The sequence below is a fragment of the Methanolobus zinderi genome (assembly GCF_013388255.1).
Classification (GTDB): Archaea; Halobacteriota; Methanosarcinia; order Methanosarcinales; family Methanosarcinaceae; genus Methanolobus; species Methanolobus zinderi.
Genome location: NZ_CP058215.1, coordinates 2260683 through 2276129, shown reverse-complemented (window position 1 = coordinate 2276129; position 15447 = coordinate 2260683). Strand labels below are relative to the sequence as shown.

Genomic DNA, 15447 nt, shown 5'->3' with positions numbered 1-15447 from the left:
GTAAATGGCTTTTGATACCCCCATTCATAAGCCTTTGTATGCAAAATATCATCATCTTTTAGATGTTTTCTGCAATTTGATATTCTCCTGAAAGAATTATAAGTGTTAGGAAACTATGGGGAGTAGTAAAGTTATTTTATCGCTCATGATTCGGATTTTCTCGTGTATAATAGTTTTTTCTGAATGAAATCCAGAAAATTGATTCCTATTGATTCTGCAGGAAAACTAAGATAGGCTTATATACAAACTATATAAATATATTATTATAATTGCAGAATTGATCATATTAATTCTGCTCTTGACACGGATGTGATAGTATAGCCGAAACCAGCTTTTATAATAACATAACTGTCCTTGACAGTGTCGATAAAGGAAATTTCAAAGCAGAGATACTTCAGTATGGTTCTCTTGCCGGAAGCAAGGATCCCCAACTTGGAAAGAGTCTCTACTATGTTCACAAATCAGGTATGGCCCTCAAACAGGTAAAGATAACACTGGATGATGGCGGAGTTATAGTTGAGCCGGGTGCTCTTCATTTCCACAAAGGAAACATCATATGTGATGCGAACGTCGGCGGGATGGGAGGACTTGCAAAGAAAATGGTGAAGAAAAAGCTCACGAACGAAGCTGCTTTCAATCCCCTGTACAGAGGTGTGGGTGAGGTATTTCTGGAACCAAGTTTCAGTCATTTCCTTATAGTTACATTGAAGAACGGTTCTATAATTGTAGACAAAGGTCTGTTCTACTGTGCCGAATCGAGTCTTGAGGTCGGTGTGGCAAGCCAGAAGAGCATAAGTGCGGGATTGTTCGGAGGCGAGGGCATGTTCCAGACAAAGATCAGTGGCACAGGTACGTGTATCCTGGAAAGTCCGGTTCCGATGTCTGAAATACTCAAATACAATCTTGATAATGAAAGACTCCAGGTGGACGGGAATTTTGTTCTGCTAAGGTCTGATTCTGTCAATTTCCGTGTTGAGAGCTCAGGCAAGGGGATTGCAGGCAAACTAACATCAGGAGAAGGTCTGCTCCAGACATTCGAAGGTTCCGGAGCTGTATGGCTTGCACCAACACAATCTGTTTACAGATCTATTTCCGCAGGTAGTATCCCTTCACTGGCTACTGCGACCTATAACAGGGAAAATCCGGCATAAGGAGCTTTAAGCTCTTTTTTTATTTTGTGTACTTATTACGATATTTACAGTTTTGATACCTTCTACTTATATGTGATAGGTAATTTAACAGAGCCAGAAATTTTTTAAATTTATATACTCTGACATTAGTATTATCCTATATGCAAAAGCCCATGCTCATACATGACCCTGTGCACAAGACCGTGATACTTGACGAGCTGGAACAGATGCTTGTCAATACCAGGCACCTGCAGAGGCTCAGGAATATCCAGCAACTGGGACTTGTGGACAATGTCTATCCCGGTGCCAACCATACCCGTTTTGAGCACAGCATCGGGACAATGCATATGGCGTCGGTTATCGGGAGCTCCCTGGAACTGGAACAGGAGGATATCCGTAAGATTCGGCTTGCAGGCCTTTTGCATGATGTGGGTCATCCAGCATTCTCTCATGTAGTGGAGGGGGTCCTCAAACGTGATGCTTCATTACAACCGGTGGTAGATGGTGTACACTTTATCAAACATGAGGCTTTCACCAGGCAGATCATTTCCCAATATTTGCCGGAGGACGGTGCCATATCAGCTTATGTGGAAAAGGAATTTGATACCGATCCGCATGTATTTTTCAGGGAAATATCAAAGATTGCTACAGGTGACACTTTGCAACTCAAAAAACCCTATCTTGCACAGATCATTGCTGACGATGTAGATGCTGACCGCATAGATTTTCTACTCAGGGATTCCTATCACACAGGTGTTTCTTTTGGCATGATAGACGTGGACCAGATCGTCCGCAGTCTTATGATAAAGGATGGCAATATCGTTCTTGGGAGTTCCGAGGGCTCGGGTTATGATGAGGACATGGCACTTACGGCAGCTGAATCCATGCTGATATCACGTGCACATCACTACACAGCTATCATACACAATCCAAAGACCCAGGCATCACGCATGATGCTGCTGCGTGCACTTGAGGACGCGCTCGGGCAGTTTGAGGATAAGAACGGGACCAGAAGTGCCAGAGAAGAAGTCGTAAGTTTCTTTACTGAGTATAATGACGATGACCTTCTGGCTTTTATCAGGGAAAATGCATCGGAAAAATCCTGCCATCTGCTGAATGATATCCGTGACGGTAACATATTCGCACCTGTCTCAAGGCTCAACCAGAAGACGATTTCACCCAAAATCAGGATGACATTATCCACCATCGCACGCAGCGGTGTGGCAACAAAGAAGCTGGAGGATCTGATTGCAGGAGAGCTGGGTGATGTCCTGGTGGATCTGAGTGTTGCATCCGGTGTCCCGAAAAGCATGAGGATAGTGATCGGGGATGAGGACGCTTTTTTCTATGATGAATCAGCCCTTGCAAACGGTCTTGTACGTGCCATATCAAGACAGCTGTCACTGACCGCATTCGCACATCCCGATCTTGCAAAGAATATGGATGAGGAAGCCATCTCTGTGAAACTCAGGGAGGCTGTGGACAGATTATCTCCTAAACTGCTCCATTTTATCCGTACCGAACAATATCTGCCGGTTGAAGGTATAATACTGCTGTTCTTTGGTGTTCAGAGTCTTTTCCAGGATGAAAAGGATGGTTTTATCTCAATTCCACGTCTGAGGCATATAACCTGGCTGTACCGTACTATCAGGCACCTGAGAGAATCTGTGAGACTCAAGAACCTGTTCGATTACTCTTTCCATGATAAATATGGGTTCCCTTATAGTGAAAAACTCTTTGAGGACATACAGAAACTTGTAGCCATGGGTATAGTGGATGAGGACCTGCGTTACTATGAGAAAGGTGGGAGATTCCGGCAGAGTTATGAATATGTGCTCACATGGGATGGTGTCCAGTATGCAAGGACACTTGCCGATGCCTACAGTCCAGAGTTCGAAGAGATCATGGATTACCTTGAAATGAACAAACACGCAATCCCCAGGGATATTGTTACCATTCCGGTCAAGAGGTATGCATCAGGAAAACGCTAGACAGGTGTAAAATTAAATGCAATCAGGCGAATTGATAATGCTTAAGACCTCCCACAGGGGCAAGGTCAGGGAGTTTATTGTGAATGTATCCGAAGATGAGTTCCATACGGATTTCGGGATTATTGACCTCTCTGTTATGCTGGATAAATCTCCCGGTGACAGTGTGACATCCCACAAGGGTCAGGAATTTACCATACAGAGGCCGAGAATGCCTGATTTTTTCAATCATGCAAAGAGGACCGGTGCTCCCATGATGCCCAAGGACATAGGGTCGATAATTGCCTACACCGGTCTGAACAAAGATGACTCGGTACTTGATGCCGGCACAGGCTCGGGAATACTTGCGATGTACCTGGGTTCCATAGCAAAACGTGTCCTGAGCTATGAAGTTCGTGAGGAATTCGTCAAGGTTGCCAGACAGAACATGGCAAGTGCGGGACTTGACAACGTGGAGATAAGATGCGGTAATATCGTTGAAGAGATATCATCAATTGAAGAGAGCTTTGATGTTGTGACACTGGACACACAGGAGTCAAAGGATGTTATTCCGCATTTAAGAAGAGTATTGAACCCGGGTGGTTTTCTTATGACATATTCTCCTTTCTTCGAGCAGACAAAGGACATCAGAAAAGCAATTGATGACGCGGGTTTCTATGATGTCAGGACCATGGAATTTTCCGAGCGTGAGATCTCATTTTCAGAAAGAGGCACAAGGCCTGCAACTTCAAGGGTTGGCCATACGGGTTTTATCACAATAGCAAGGCTTTGAGAGATTACCTGATGCCTTTGTTTGTGATCCTGAAATCAACGGTTTTGCCTTCGGGGATCGAGCGGTGTTTCCAGAGTCTGGCACGTCTTGTACCCTCTCCTGTTTTTTCCAGTTGCATGATAGTCTTGGATATATGTTCTATACCACTGCCACCTATGGGTTTAAGTTTACCTGATACCACGTCGCTGTAGACCTGGTTTGTTATCACGACAGCCAGTTTGTATTTACGTGCGACACCGTGCAAAAAACCTATCTGGTTGGAAAGCTCCCTTCTTGATCTGATACTTGATTCGTCCTGATCAAGCTCAAATCTATAGAAAGCTGTGGCAGAATCCACCACTATAAGACCTATCCTGTCAGAAACCAGTTTCTCTATTTCCTTGACCGAGGCGTATTGTTCTTCGAAACTGGTGGGCTCAAAGATAATGATTCCTCTAGCTATCTCCTTTGCATTCTCCCCGGCAATCTGTTTGAACCTCTGGGGTGAGATGGCTTCCGTGTCAATGTAGATGACCTTCTTGCCGCTCCTGACACACTCCACTGCAAGCTGCATACACAGATTGGTCTTACCGCTGCCTGCCTCGCCGAATATCTGTGTTACGATACCGTTTTCAAATCCTCCGTCAAGGAGTCTGTCTATTGACTGGCTGCCGGATGATAGCTGTTTGCTTATTTTTCACACCTCTTGTTCTGGACTATCTGCTATAATAGGATTCATAATATACAACTTTTGTCAAACAATCTTTGTATCCAGACATGTTATCATATATGATTCATATCTATATTCGATGTTGATGTGTATCCTTTTGTATAATTATCATCTCTATTCTTTCTTTGTAAATTTTCATGTTTTTTGTTACCAGATGGAGTCTGAAAAAGCATTATTAAGCTAAAAGTCATTTGTATAATTTACCTCACGGTGTTAAAGGAAACATAACACACAATGTCACTTGCATCTTTTTTTGTAGGTGGCATTGTTGTTCCTCTCCCAGAGGCATATTATATAAAAATTACTTTATAAATAAGAAGGGACGCGAGAAACAATGGCTGAAGTGATTATATATACAACAGAAACATGCCCGAAATGTGAACAGCTGAAAAAGGTACTTAATTCAAAGGGTATCCCTTTCAAAACAGCCGACATGTCAACTCCTGAAGCCCTCACTGAACTTAAATTCAATGGTGTTTTCACGATGACCGCACCTGTCCTGCAGGTAGACGACGAGTTTTTAACTCATAAGGACCTCTTCAAGGGTCCTGACGTTAACCTGGATGCGCTGGGCAGTCTTGTCTGATCTGAATTGTTGTGAGGTGGGAATGATGGATATTTGTGCTACGAAGAACAAGACGACCGGGGAAAAAGAGAATCTGGAGAAGACTGACCCGAAGCAGAATGGTTTCCGGACAGAGGAGAACAACGGGGTATCGAATAATATGAAATCGCTTACAAAACCACATGCCATTCAAAAGACACTTGATGGTCAAACTATCTCCATAATGCCCAAGGTCCGTACCACAGTGGGGCATATGGTTGACTGGGACCGCAATATCATTATCGACCAGTTATTAAAAGAAACCAAACTTGCAGAAAGGTTCCACGGCAAACCCGGTATGGAGAAAGAAGAGGCCCAGGAAGTTGCAAAAGAGGTCGAACGCCGTATCAGGAGTCTTGACCTGAAATTTCTCTCAGGCCCTCTTATCAGGGAGATAGTAAATATAGTACTTCTTGAAAGGGGACATATAGAATGGAGGAACATCTCTACAAGGGTAGGTACTCCTGTCTATGATGCCTGTGAGATCGATCTTGGAAGCGGTTTTGAAGCCAAGGACAACGCCAATCTCCAGGAGAATGCCGAAACCTCACACAAGAAAAAGGCTGACAAGATATCCAAAGAACAATATCTCCTGCTTCTGCCTCCAAAGACAGCTGACCTGCATCTTAATGGTGATCTTCATATACATGACCTTGAATATCTCGGAACCCGTGCCTTCTGTCAGGACTGGGACCTGAGGTACTTCTTCTACTATGGTCTCATGCCGGATGGCTCAGGTGCAAAGGCAAGTGTTGCAGGTCCTGCAATGAAGGCTGAAGTCGCCATACTGCACGCCGTGAAGGCACTGGGAAGCGCCCAGACCAACTTTGCAGGCGGGCAGGGTTTCTACAATTTCCTTACATTCCTTGCACCTTATTTCGAAGGCAAGAGCTACACAGATATAAAGCAGCTCATGCAGATGTTCGTGTATGAGATGACCCAGATGATGGTTGCACGTGGCGGACAGGTTGTTTTCTCCTCCGTTCAGCTTTCCCCCGGCGTACCAAAGCTCTGGAGAGACAAGCCCGCAGTCTATAAGGGCAGGGTGCATGATGGAACCAACGATACCCAGAAGCGTACATACGGTGAGTTCGAGCGTGAAGTACGTCTGTCTTTCAAGGCTCTCATGGATGTCATGATAGAGGGTGACAACTGGGGCAAACCGTTCAACTTCCCAAAGCCGGAGATCTCAATCGAGCCTGACTTCATGGAAGAGGATGAGTTCTTCAACAGGGCACATCCTGACCTGCCAGGCTACGAGGAACTGTATGACATGACCTTCGAGCTGGCAGCTAAGTTTGGCACACCATATTTCGATAATCAGTTACCTGAATACAGAGGAGCAGGCGAGGGTATATCCTGCTATCAGTGTTGTGCATACCAGTTCTCAGCCAACGCTGATGCTGATGACAGTTTCGAGGATAAGCTCCTGTTCAAGGACGGAAAGCACTTTTCCATGGGTTCCTGGCAGGTTGTCTCCCTTAACTGTCCGAGGGCTGCATACAGGGCTAACGGGGATGACAATGCCCTGTTCGCAGACCTCAAGAACCTCATGGACGAGTGTATAAAACTCTTCAAGACAAAGCGCAGCTGGATGGAGAGTATCATCGAGAACAACAGAATGCCCTTTGCCACTCAGAGACCTAAGGATCCTGTTACAGGTAAGAAGGGTGCCATCGCAGTGGATATCGATGCACTTGTGTGCACCATCGGTGTCGTTGGTATAAACGAAATGATCCAGTATCATGTTGGTTCCCAGGTCCACGAGTCAAAGGATGCCTTCAAGTTTGCAATCAGGGTAATGACCGAGATGGAGATGTACGCACACCAGCTCAGCCAGAAACATGGTTTGGAAATCGCACTTGCGCGTACACCTGCAGAGACCACAGGTCAGAGGTTCTCTGTATCAGACCTCCTGCATGATGAGTACAGGGACTGCGCACTCGAGGTTGTCAAAGGTGACAAGGAAACAGCTCTTGCAAAGCTCGGCAAGGCACACGACCTTCCGGTCTACTACACCAACGGTACCCATGTACCTCCAGGGGCCGATATATCCCTTATTGACAGGATCAATATCGAGCATGTCTTCTTCCCGATAGTTGACGGTGGTAACATCTGCCACATCTGGATGGGAGAAGGTGCGCCCGATGCAAAGGGACTCAAGGAATTCGCCACGAACATTGCGAGGAACACTCAGATCGGCTATTTCGCATTCACAAAGGACATGACAGTCTGTCTCAATGACTTCCACATAATGTCCGGCCTGAAATGTTCCTGTGAGAATTGTGGCTCTGAAGATGTCGAACAGCTTTCAAGGGTTACAGGCTATGTACAGGCCGTAAACGGCTGGAACAATGCCAAGAAGCAGGAGCTTGCAGACAGAATGCGCTACAGTTCAAGCGATATGATCTGATCGCATGAAAATCAATTACGGAAATTCTGTTCCGATCTCTACTATAGACTGGCACGGGCGTGTGTCAGTCGTCTTTTTTTTACGTGGATGTCCTTTCCGGTGTCCTTATTGCCAGAATTATGAATTGCTTGTCGAAAGCAACATGGTCGATATTTCAGTTCTAGAAGCAGCCATCAGGAAATCCAGGCCTTTTGTCAGCAGCATGGTACTCTCCGGCGGAGAGCCTCTCATGCAAAAGAAGGCATGTATGCATCTTGCACGTTTTGCAAAGGACAATGGTCTGCTTGTGGGAATACACACCTGTGGCTATTATCCGAAAATGATTGCCGAAATGATAAATGAAGGTCTTGCTGACAAGTTCTTTATAGATGTCAAGGCCCCTCTTGATGATCCTGGTATGTATGGTAAGGCAATTGGCTGCTGTTCAACTCAGTCTGCTGGCGAGTGTACTAAAGTCAATCCTGGTGAAGCTGTGAAGAATGTATCAGAGTCTATTCTTAATGTCCTGCACAGACACGTTGAACTTGAACTGAGGACAACTGCCATCAGGGATTTCATCGGTAATGCGGATGACATCTCAAAAATAGCTGCTTCCATCTTCAACCTAACCGGAAACAGAAATATTTCATATGTCATCCAGCAGGGTATTCCGGAACACGCAATGCTTGAAAGTATGAGGGATACCAGACCGTACAGCAGGGATGAGATGCTTGAGCTTGCCGCTGCTGCCCATGAGTTTCTGGATGATGTGTGGGTCAGGACAAAAGAGAAGGGTAATGAGAAGGTCTAGTAGTGAATCTGCCGTTTTTAATATCTCTTATATGTTCTCAGGCTCGACCGCCGTGATTCCGGGAATTCTATCAAAGTGTTTTATGTTCCGTGTCACTATTGCGTTCATTCCGGCAGATAGGGCTGTGGCGGCTATAAGACAGTCATTCAGTTCTATTGTTTTTCCTTCTTTGACAAGGGAAGCGTATATCTTCCCTGCATCTATCGCAATTTTTGAATCAATATCTATTATTTCTACGATTTCAAGCAGCTGCAGTGTCTTTTTGAGGGCATCCTCCCGTTGTGCAAGGTGTGCTCCGACGCTCAGCTCGGCAACTGTGATGGAGGAAGTAAATCCGATATGTTCTCCTCCAAATGATTCTAGAAAATGCCGGGATGAAGGTACTACATTCCTGCGCAGACAGTCGATAAATATGGAGGTATCCACAAAAAATCTCATTGTACCCAGTCCAGACGCGAAGACCTTCTGAGCTGGTCTACAAATTCCTCACTGTCAACTTCAATATCCCATGCCCCCAAAGAGGAATCGACAATTTCCTTTGGGTCTCTAGCACTCTTTTTTTTGAGCATGTTGAGAATAGTGTGGATATCGCTGTCAATGTTATGCAGCATGTCCTCAATGTCTGCGGATGAACTCATGATGTAAAATCTGTTTTGATGTGGTATAAATGTAATGTTAGCTTCATGAGCCTAGATGTAAATGTTGCTTGGACCGCATGAAAACCCACCAGGAGATCAATATCTACGGTCTAAAGGAGTTAATCATGGATCTTCAAATAGGGACCGCCACATGTACGAGGTACAGAGCGGCTTCGACGTGAAGAAACTTGTTACTTGTCCGCAATAGTGGGTATATAATGTGTGGCATATCAGTACCCTCAACACTCACAAGATTCTAACTGTAGGCTCACAACCATAACTTCGGAACCATTTGAAGTTTAAGCTATTGTTTTATAGGTATGTTCCCAATCTTCTAATAAAAGGAACGTGATCCTATGAAAAAGATATATTCTCTATTAACGGTTTTCCTGACAATCCTTGTCCTGATCGCAAGCGGTTGTATGGGGATTAATGATTATGAGACCTCCCAGTCATCAGACAGGGCATCAAATATCGCATATGAAGAAGAAGCGGCTTACTATCCGGTAGACGGGGTTTCTGAGGAAGCCGATTATGGTGGAGCAGGTACAGGTTCTGCGAACCGCAAGACTATCACAACCGTGGAGATGTCCATAGAAGTGGATGATGCTGCGGCCACGATCGACACGATAACAGATGCAACCATAGCTTCCGGTGGTTATGTTTCAAGTTCATCGGTCTATGACCTCAACTACAACTCGGACACCAGGAAAGCCGGATATATTACTGTCAGGGTCCCGGAATCGGACTATCCTGTATTTCTTGAAACGGTGGAAGGGCTTGGAGATGTTCAGTCCAAAAGTGTAAGCGGTCAGGATGTGACCGAAGAGTATATCGATGTCAGTGCCCGTCTGGAAAATCTCAGAAATCAGGAGGTACGCCTGAACGAGATCCTGAACATGAGCACAACGGTCGAGGAAGTGCTGAGTGTCGAAAAAGAACTCGAACGTGTCCGTGGAGATATCGAAAGCCTTACCGGGCGTCTGGAATATCTGGATAACAGGATAGAGTTCACAACGATAAACATACGTGTGACCGAACCCAGTCCGATAAACCAGTCCTGGGGACTCCGGGATGCGCTTTCCGAATCTGTGCAGGGCTTTATCTCAATGGTCAATGCGCTGATCGTACTGGCAGGTTATCTCCTTCCGATAGTGATATTACTGACACTGCTTGGAGGACTTGTCATTGGTATAAGGCGGATGGCAAAAAGATAATTCTGCAATGACCGGCACTGGATATTTCGTTTTGTGCCGGTCTCACTTTTTTACCATTATTTTTATAACTGTGTTCAGGATTACTGACTGATGATTCTACTGCAGAGTTTGCATCATTAAAGATAAATAAAGCGTAATCCAATACAGGTGCTCATTGTAAAAAAACTAGCTGTAAAACTTTCGAAATGTAAAAAGTCTTCCTTAAATATTAAAGCAAAAAACCATGAAAATCACACAAGTCTCACAGATGGGTGAAAGACCCCTTGTAGGCCTGCTGTCGGTCATGTTCAACAAGGATTCGAACGAAGACCTGCTGATCGGGCCGGGTAATGATGATTGTGCGGTACTTGATATCTCAGGTGAGGAATGCCTTGTGGCAACCACGGATATGTTGCACCGGAAAACGGACTTCCCTCCTGAGATGAACCCCTGGCAGATCGGCTGGATGTCTGCGGCAGTGAACCTGAGTGATGTGGCGTCCATGGGTGCGCGTCCTGTAGGCCTTCTCATGGCCATAGGAATGTCTTCTGATACGCATGTGTCCTTTGTGGAAAAAATAGCCCGTGGTATGTCGGATTGTGCAAAGGCATGCGGTACGACTGTGATCGGCGGGGATATTGACACTCACGATGAACTCACAATCACAGGAACAGCTCTTGGTATGGTGAAAAAGTCAAAGCTTCTGAAAAGGGAAGGTGCCAGGGTGGGTGATAAGGTCTGTGTAACAGGCTTTGCAGGCTCTGCAGGTGCTGCACTCCATGCTCTGCAGCATGGTATTGAAGCTCCAAATTCCTTTCTGAATGCACTGCTTGAGCCATATCCAAGAACCGAGGAAGGACAGGCACTTGCACATTCCGGTGCCGTGACATGTATGATGGACACAAGCGATGGCCTTGCAATGTCCCTGCATGACCTTGCTGACCTCAATGGCGTAGGATTCCGCATATATGAGTCCGGATTGCCCGTGCATGAGGATATAGGAAGATATGTAACATCAGATCCCGATGAACAGACTGACTTTGCACTTTACACAGGTGGCGACTTCGAATTGCTTTTCACCGTCTCTCCTGATAAACTGGATGAGGCAAATAACGCATGTGATTTAAGTATCATAGGTGAAGTAGTTGAACAAACAGCTGGTATTCGCATTGAACGAAAGGAAGGTACAAACCTGTCGATTTATCGTAAAGGTTATCTACAATTGGGAAGTTAAAGATATGCAAGACTAGATTACACTATTCAAATTTCAAGGCAAATTTCAAGGACGGTTTAAAAATGAATAAAAACCTAAAAATAATCCTGTTTGGATTATCATTAATAATGTTTGCAGGTGGTGCAATGGCTGCTCCATCTCTTTCAGGAGGAACTGTCTCTCCTGAAACTGGTACTGTAAGTGACAGTTTCGAGTTTACAGTAACTTATACAGATCCAAATAATACCGTTGCAGACTACGTCAATGTTACAATTGATGGTGTTCCCTTTTCAATGTCAGAAAGTGATGCGTCTGATACTAATATGGTTGATGGAAAAGATTATACTTACACTGAATCAAGTTTCACCAAAGGCACATATGCTTATGCATTTTATACTGCAAATGCAAACGGCACAGTAGGACCATTGGATTCAGGCACATTTGAGATTACTAATAGTGCTCCTGTACTTTCATCTCCGGATGTCAATCCTTCAAGCGGATCACCTGCTGACAATTTTGTGTTTACGGTAACGTACACAGATGCAGATAATGACAGTGCAAATTATGTCAACGTTACAATAGACGGTACACCATATAGTATGTCTGCTACAGATGCAAGTGACACCAATACTGCTGATGGGAAGGAGTATACTTATACAGGAAGCAGTTTTTCCGCCGGAACTCATTCATATAATTTCAGTGCTTCCGATGGGACTGATATCGTCGGTCCGGAAGGGTCAGGCACCTTTGATGTGGGTTCAGGTTCAAGTCTAACGGGCAGTATTTCACCTTCTAGCGGTAATCCTTCTACTACATTTAATTTCAATGCAACTTTCACTAATGAGGATGATGAAATTCCTGATTACGTGAGGGTTACTATAGATGGCAACGAGTATGATATGACTGAAGTTGACTCTGCTGATTTAATAACATCTGATGGAAAAGACTATAGTTACAGTGATTCTGGTTTTTCCGATGGTAGCCATACATACAGTTTTAGTGCAGGTGTGGGTTCAGATACGATTGGTCCTGTAGGATCTGGTACTTTTGATGTAGATGTCTCCAATCATCAGCCAACACTAACGGATGACGAAGTGAATGCGCCTGATGAATTCATTGTTGGTAAGAAAGTTTACTTTAACGTAACTTACACCGATTCAGATAATGATGCACCGTCTTTCATGTATGTGCAAATTGACGGTGACAATAACACGATGTCCAAGCTGGATAGCAGCGACAATGACGCAACTAATGGCATAGAATATACCTATAATACCTCTTCTCTTGATAAAGGAGAACACACATATGCATTCTATGCATCAGATGGTGCATCCGATGTAAATATTGATTCTGCTAACTTTTCGATATACTCAGAAAACTATTACAGTGGTGACAGGATCTGGGATGAGAATGCAGGTCAATCCACAACCTACACATGGGATGCAAAGAGCTTTTCCGGATTCTTTTATGATCTGGATTCAGGCATAAGCTCAGAAACCATGAGAATAACTGATATAAACAGGTCTCTGGGTGAAGGGGACATCGTTTATGAGACACGACCAGTTGAGACTGAATTCGAACAAAGTGACTGGGGCTCATACGAGGTAATCGGCTTCATGGCGGAGAAGTATTTTGCGGCATATACCTCTGCGACATCAATCGATGATGTCAGTCCGGTCAGTCTGATATCTTCGGGTCAGCTCTCGAAGGTCCTCATAGATGACGATGATAAGAAGTCCGTGTATACTGGCTCATCCCTGACACTGAAGGAAGGGTACAGGCTCAACATCGTTCAGGTTGACAGGGACGGCGGTAAGGTCATGGTGACTCTGACAAAGGACGGTGACGAGCTGGACACCGGAATTATCGATGGAAGCGGCGACTACGTCTACAAGACTGATATTGGCGACTCTGAAGATGTTCCAATAATTGTCGTACACTTTAATTCCATATTCAGTGGAACCGAGTCAAATATTGTTACTGTTCAGGGTATTTTCCAGATATCCGAAGACTATATCGAAATTGAGAACGGGGAAACCTTCGGTAAGATGGAAGTCACAGGATTTGGTAATGACTACATAGAAATGAAGAACGATGGAAGAATCACCCTGTCTCCTGGAAAAACCATTGATATAATGGGGAAAATTAACTTTATCGTAGCAGATTCAAGCACCCTGCGCTTTGCACCCTTTGTTGACATGTCTGACCCGGGAACTTACGAGCTTCGCGGTACTGTTGCAGAAGGTAAGGAAACACTGACATGGACGCCGCTGAATTTTGAAGGTTTCTATTATGATATCGATGAGGGTATCCGGACAGAGGAACTTGAGCTAAAAGTCATTTCTGGCAGCAGAATCGGTGACGGGAATCTGGTCTACACCAGCACTCCCCAAGAGGTATCATTCGAACACTCCGCATGGAATAACTTTAGTGTCATCGGCTTCATGGCGGAGAAGTATTTTGCGGCATATACCTCTGCGACATCAATCGATGATGTCAGTCCGGTCAGTCTGATATCTTCGGGTCAGCTCTCGAAGGTCCTCATAGATGACGATGATAAGAAGTCCGTGTATACTGGCTCATCCCTGACACTGAAGGAAGGGTACAGGCTCAACATCGTTCAGGTTGACAGGGACGGCGGTAAGGTCATGGTGACTCTGACAAAGGACGGTGACGAGCTGGACACCGGAATTATCGATGGAAGCGGCGACTACGTCTACAAGACTGATATTGGCGACTCTGAAGATGTTCCAATAATTGTCGTACACTTTAATTCCATATTCAGTGGAACCGAGTCAAATATTGTTACTGTTCAGGGTATTTTCCAGATATCCGAGAATTATCTCGAAATTGAGAACGGAGACACTTTCGGCAAGATGGAGGTCATCGGTACAAGTGGCAGAATTACAATGGAGAATAAGGACGACATCTCATTGTCAAGGGGCAAATCCGTGGCACTTATGGGTGACATCAGTTTCAATGTCGCCGATTCGAGTAATGTGAGGTATTATCCATATGTGGAGGTCACCACAGCACCTTCCCAGACACTCAGCGTGGATATGGACAAGTCCGTTGTTACAAATGGTGACGATGTGGTCATCAGGGTGAGTTCCCGCGGTGCATCTGTCAGTGAGGCAACTGTGAAGGTGGACGGCAGTTCCATCGGAACCACGGATGATGAAGGCCGGATAACATACACAGCCAGCAAGATAGGCACATTGGAGATTGTGGCTGAGAAGACCGGCTATGCCTCTGGCAGTGATGAGCTGGAAGTTATCTCTCCCGATGACGAGTCAAAGAAACTTGTAATCGAGGTATCACCTGATGAGGTATATGAAGGTACCTCTGCAACCATCTTTGTCCTCAAGGCAATCGGCAGTGAGGCCGTAGAGGGTGTTGAAGTGACACTTGACGGCAACTCCATAGGCTCCACATCTCAAGACGGTACCATTACCTACACAATGACCGATGTGGGCATGCACAAGCTTGAGGCAACAAAGTCAGGATTCCTTGACGCGGAACTGAATCTTGAGGTCCAGGAACTTGCAGCCGATTTCGAGTTCAGCAATCTGCGCATCACACCTCTGGATGTGGAAGAGGGTGAAGAGGCAACCATCAGTGTTGATGTCGCAAACACAGGTACTGCAGCAGGAGAATACACTGCTGACCTGAAGGTAAACGGTACCGTGGTCGATTCACAGACTGTAAGTCTTGGTATGGATGAAAGTCAGACGATCGAGTTCAAACACACAGAAGAAGAACCCGGTGTCTATACCGCAGAGGTTGGTGGTCTGAGTAAAGAATATGAGGTGTTCGAAAGTTCCGGGACCATCTGGTACGTTCTCGGAGCAATCGTGCTTATTGTTGCCGGAGCAGTCGGATATCTTTTCACTGCCGGAGGCTGGACAGTTGAGATCGCCCAGGCAAAAGTAGATGAAGCCATACAGTCAATACAGGAGTTGATCGGAAATCTCCGATAACTCCACTTTTACTT

At 45.1% G+C, this 15447-nt stretch carries 13 protein-coding genes; 9 read left to right on the top strand and 4 right to left on the bottom strand.

Going from position 1 to position 15447, the window contains the following annotated elements:
* Window positions 1–281: 281 nt before the first annotated feature.
* Entirely contained in the window at window positions 282–458 is a 177-nt protein-coding gene (locus HWN40_RS11140) for a hypothetical protein (protein WP_176965800.1), read from the bottom strand.
* Between the two features lie 9 nt (window positions 459–467).
* Here HWN40_RS11140 and HWN40_RS11135 point away from each other — a divergent pair, with 9 nt between their 5' ends.
* The 3 genes from HWN40_RS11135 to HWN40_RS11125 all read left to right on the top strand — a co-directional run bounded on the left by HWN40_RS11135 (window position 468) and on the right by HWN40_RS11125 (window position 3890).
* A complete protein-coding gene (locus HWN40_RS11135) occupies window positions 468–1151 on the top strand; it encodes an AIM24 family protein (protein ID WP_176965799.1) in 684 nt (227 codons plus the stop codon).
* 140 nt (window positions 1152–1291) lie between these two features.
* Window positions 1292–3121 (top strand): HD domain-containing protein, encoded by a 1830-nt coding sequence (locus HWN40_RS11130; protein ID WP_176965798.1) that lies wholly within the window; start codon window positions 1292–1294, stop codon window positions 3119–3121.
* Window positions 3122–3137: 16 nt separating this feature from the next.
* Complete coding sequence (locus tag HWN40_RS11125) at window positions 3138–3890, top strand: tRNA (adenine-N1)-methyltransferase (protein ID WP_176965797.1); 753 nt, start codon at window positions 3138–3140, stop codon at window positions 3888–3890.
* A gap of 4 nt (window positions 3891–3894) precedes the next feature.
* On the opposite strand, the gene radB is transcribed toward HWN40_RS11125, so the two are convergent.
* Window positions 3895–4563, bottom strand: coding sequence for a DNA repair and recombination protein RadB (gene radB / locus HWN40_RS11120; protein ID WP_176966395.1), 669 nt, complete (start codon window positions 4561–4563; stop codon window positions 3895–3897).
* A 370-nt stretch (window positions 4564–4933) separates the two neighbouring features.
* Between radB and HWN40_RS11115 the strand changes: the two genes are divergently transcribed.
* The 3 genes from HWN40_RS11115 to HWN40_RS11105 all read left to right on the top strand — a co-directional run bounded on the left by HWN40_RS11115 (window position 4934) and on the right by HWN40_RS11105 (window position 8406).
* The gene (locus HWN40_RS11115) at window positions 4934–5185 is read left to right on the top strand and encodes a glutaredoxin family protein (protein ID WP_176965796.1); all 252 of its coding nucleotides are present in this window, start codon (window positions 4934–4936) and stop codon (window positions 5183–5185) included.
* A 139-nt stretch (window positions 5186–5324) separates the two neighbouring features.
* On the top strand, window positions 5325–7616 hold the full coding sequence (gene nrdD, locus HWN40_RS11110) for an anaerobic ribonucleoside-triphosphate reductase (RefSeq protein ID WP_246276026.1): 2292 nt from the start codon (window positions 5325–5327) through the stop codon (window positions 7614–7616).
* Between the two features lie 4 nt (window positions 7617–7620).
* Complete coding sequence (locus HWN40_RS11105; RefSeq protein ID WP_176965795.1) at window positions 7621–8406, top strand: anaerobic ribonucleoside-triphosphate reductase activating protein; 786 nt, start codon at window positions 7621–7623, stop codon at window positions 8404–8406.
* A 27-nt stretch (window positions 8407–8433) separates the two neighbouring features.
* On the opposite strand, the gene HWN40_RS11100 is transcribed toward HWN40_RS11105, so the two are convergent.
* Window positions 8434–8844: a type II toxin-antitoxin system VapC family toxin gene (locus HWN40_RS11100; RefSeq protein WP_176965794.1), complete on the bottom strand. Its 411-nt coding sequence runs from the start codon at window positions 8842–8844 to the stop codon at window positions 8434–8436.
* Window positions 8841–9044 (bottom strand): hypothetical protein, encoded by a 204-nt coding sequence (locus HWN40_RS11095; protein WP_176965793.1) that lies wholly within the window; start codon window positions 9042–9044, stop codon window positions 8841–8843. Before HWN40_RS11095 ends, HWN40_RS11100 begins: the two co-directional genes overlap by 4 nt.
* 356 nt (window positions 9045–9400) lie before the next feature.
* On the opposite strand from HWN40_RS11095, the gene HWN40_RS11090 reads away from it, so the two are divergent.
* The 3 genes from HWN40_RS11090 to HWN40_RS11080 all read left to right on the top strand — a co-directional run bounded on the left by HWN40_RS11090 (window position 9401) and on the right by HWN40_RS11080 (window position 15433).
* On the top strand, window positions 9401–10261 hold the full coding sequence (locus tag HWN40_RS11090; RefSeq protein WP_176965792.1) for a DUF4349 domain-containing protein: 861 nt from the start codon (window positions 9401–9403) through the stop codon (window positions 10259–10261).
* A 223-nt stretch (window positions 10262–10484) separates the two neighbouring features.
* Window positions 10485–11474 carry a thiamine-phosphate kinase gene (gene thiL, locus HWN40_RS11085; protein ID WP_176965791.1) on the top strand — a complete coding sequence of 330 codons (990 nt, stop codon included), beginning with the start codon at window positions 10485–10487 and terminating at the stop codon, window positions 11472–11474.
* A 125-nt stretch (window positions 11475–11599) separates the two neighbouring features.
* Window positions 11600–15433 carry an S-layer protein domain-containing protein gene (locus tag HWN40_RS11080; protein ID WP_246275908.1) on the top strand — a complete coding sequence of 1278 codons (3834 nt, stop codon included), beginning with the start codon at window positions 11600–11602 and terminating at the stop codon, window positions 15431–15433.
* Window positions 15434–15447: the final 14 nt, after the last annotated feature.

Bases quoted from the DNA above. Each gene is read 5' to 3' on its own strand.
- HWN40_RS11135 (WP_176965799.1), top strand. From the start codon at position 468: ATGGCCCTCAAACAGGTAAAGATAACACTGGATGATGGCGGAGTTATA.
- HWN40_RS11130 (WP_176965798.1), top strand. From the start codon at position 1,292: ATGCAAAAGCCCATGCTCATACATGACCCTGTGCACAAGACCGTGATA.
- HWN40_RS11125 (WP_176965797.1), top strand. From the start codon at position 3,138: ATGCAATCAGGCGAATTGATAATGCTTAAGACCTCCCACAGGGGCAAG.
- HWN40_RS11115 (WP_176965796.1), top strand. From the start codon at position 4,934: ATGGCTGAAGTGATTATATATACAACAGAAACATGCCCGAAATGTGAA.
- nrdD (WP_246276026.1), top strand. From the start codon at position 5,325: ATGAAATCGCTTACAAAACCACATGCCATTCAAAAGACACTTGATGGT.
- HWN40_RS11105 (WP_176965795.1), top strand. From the start codon at position 7,621: ATGAAAATCAATTACGGAAATTCTGTTCCGATCTCTACTATAGACTGG.
- HWN40_RS11100 (WP_176965794.1), bottom strand. From the start codon at position 8,844: ATGAGATTTTTTGTGGATACCTCCATATTTATCGACTGTCTGCGCAGG.
- HWN40_RS11095 (WP_176965793.1), bottom strand. From the start codon at position 9,044: ATGAGTTCATCCGCAGACATTGAGGACATGCTGCATAACATTGACAGC.
- HWN40_RS11090 (WP_176965792.1), top strand. From the start codon at position 9,401: ATGAAAAAGATATATTCTCTATTAACGGTTTTCCTGACAATCCTTGTC.
- thiL (WP_176965791.1), top strand. From the start codon at position 10,485: ATGAAAATCACACAAGTCTCACAGATGGGTGAAAGACCCCTTGTAGGC.
- HWN40_RS11080 (WP_246275908.1), top strand. From the start codon at position 11,600: ATGGCTGCTCCATCTCTTTCAGGAGGAACTGTCTCTCCTGAAACTGGT.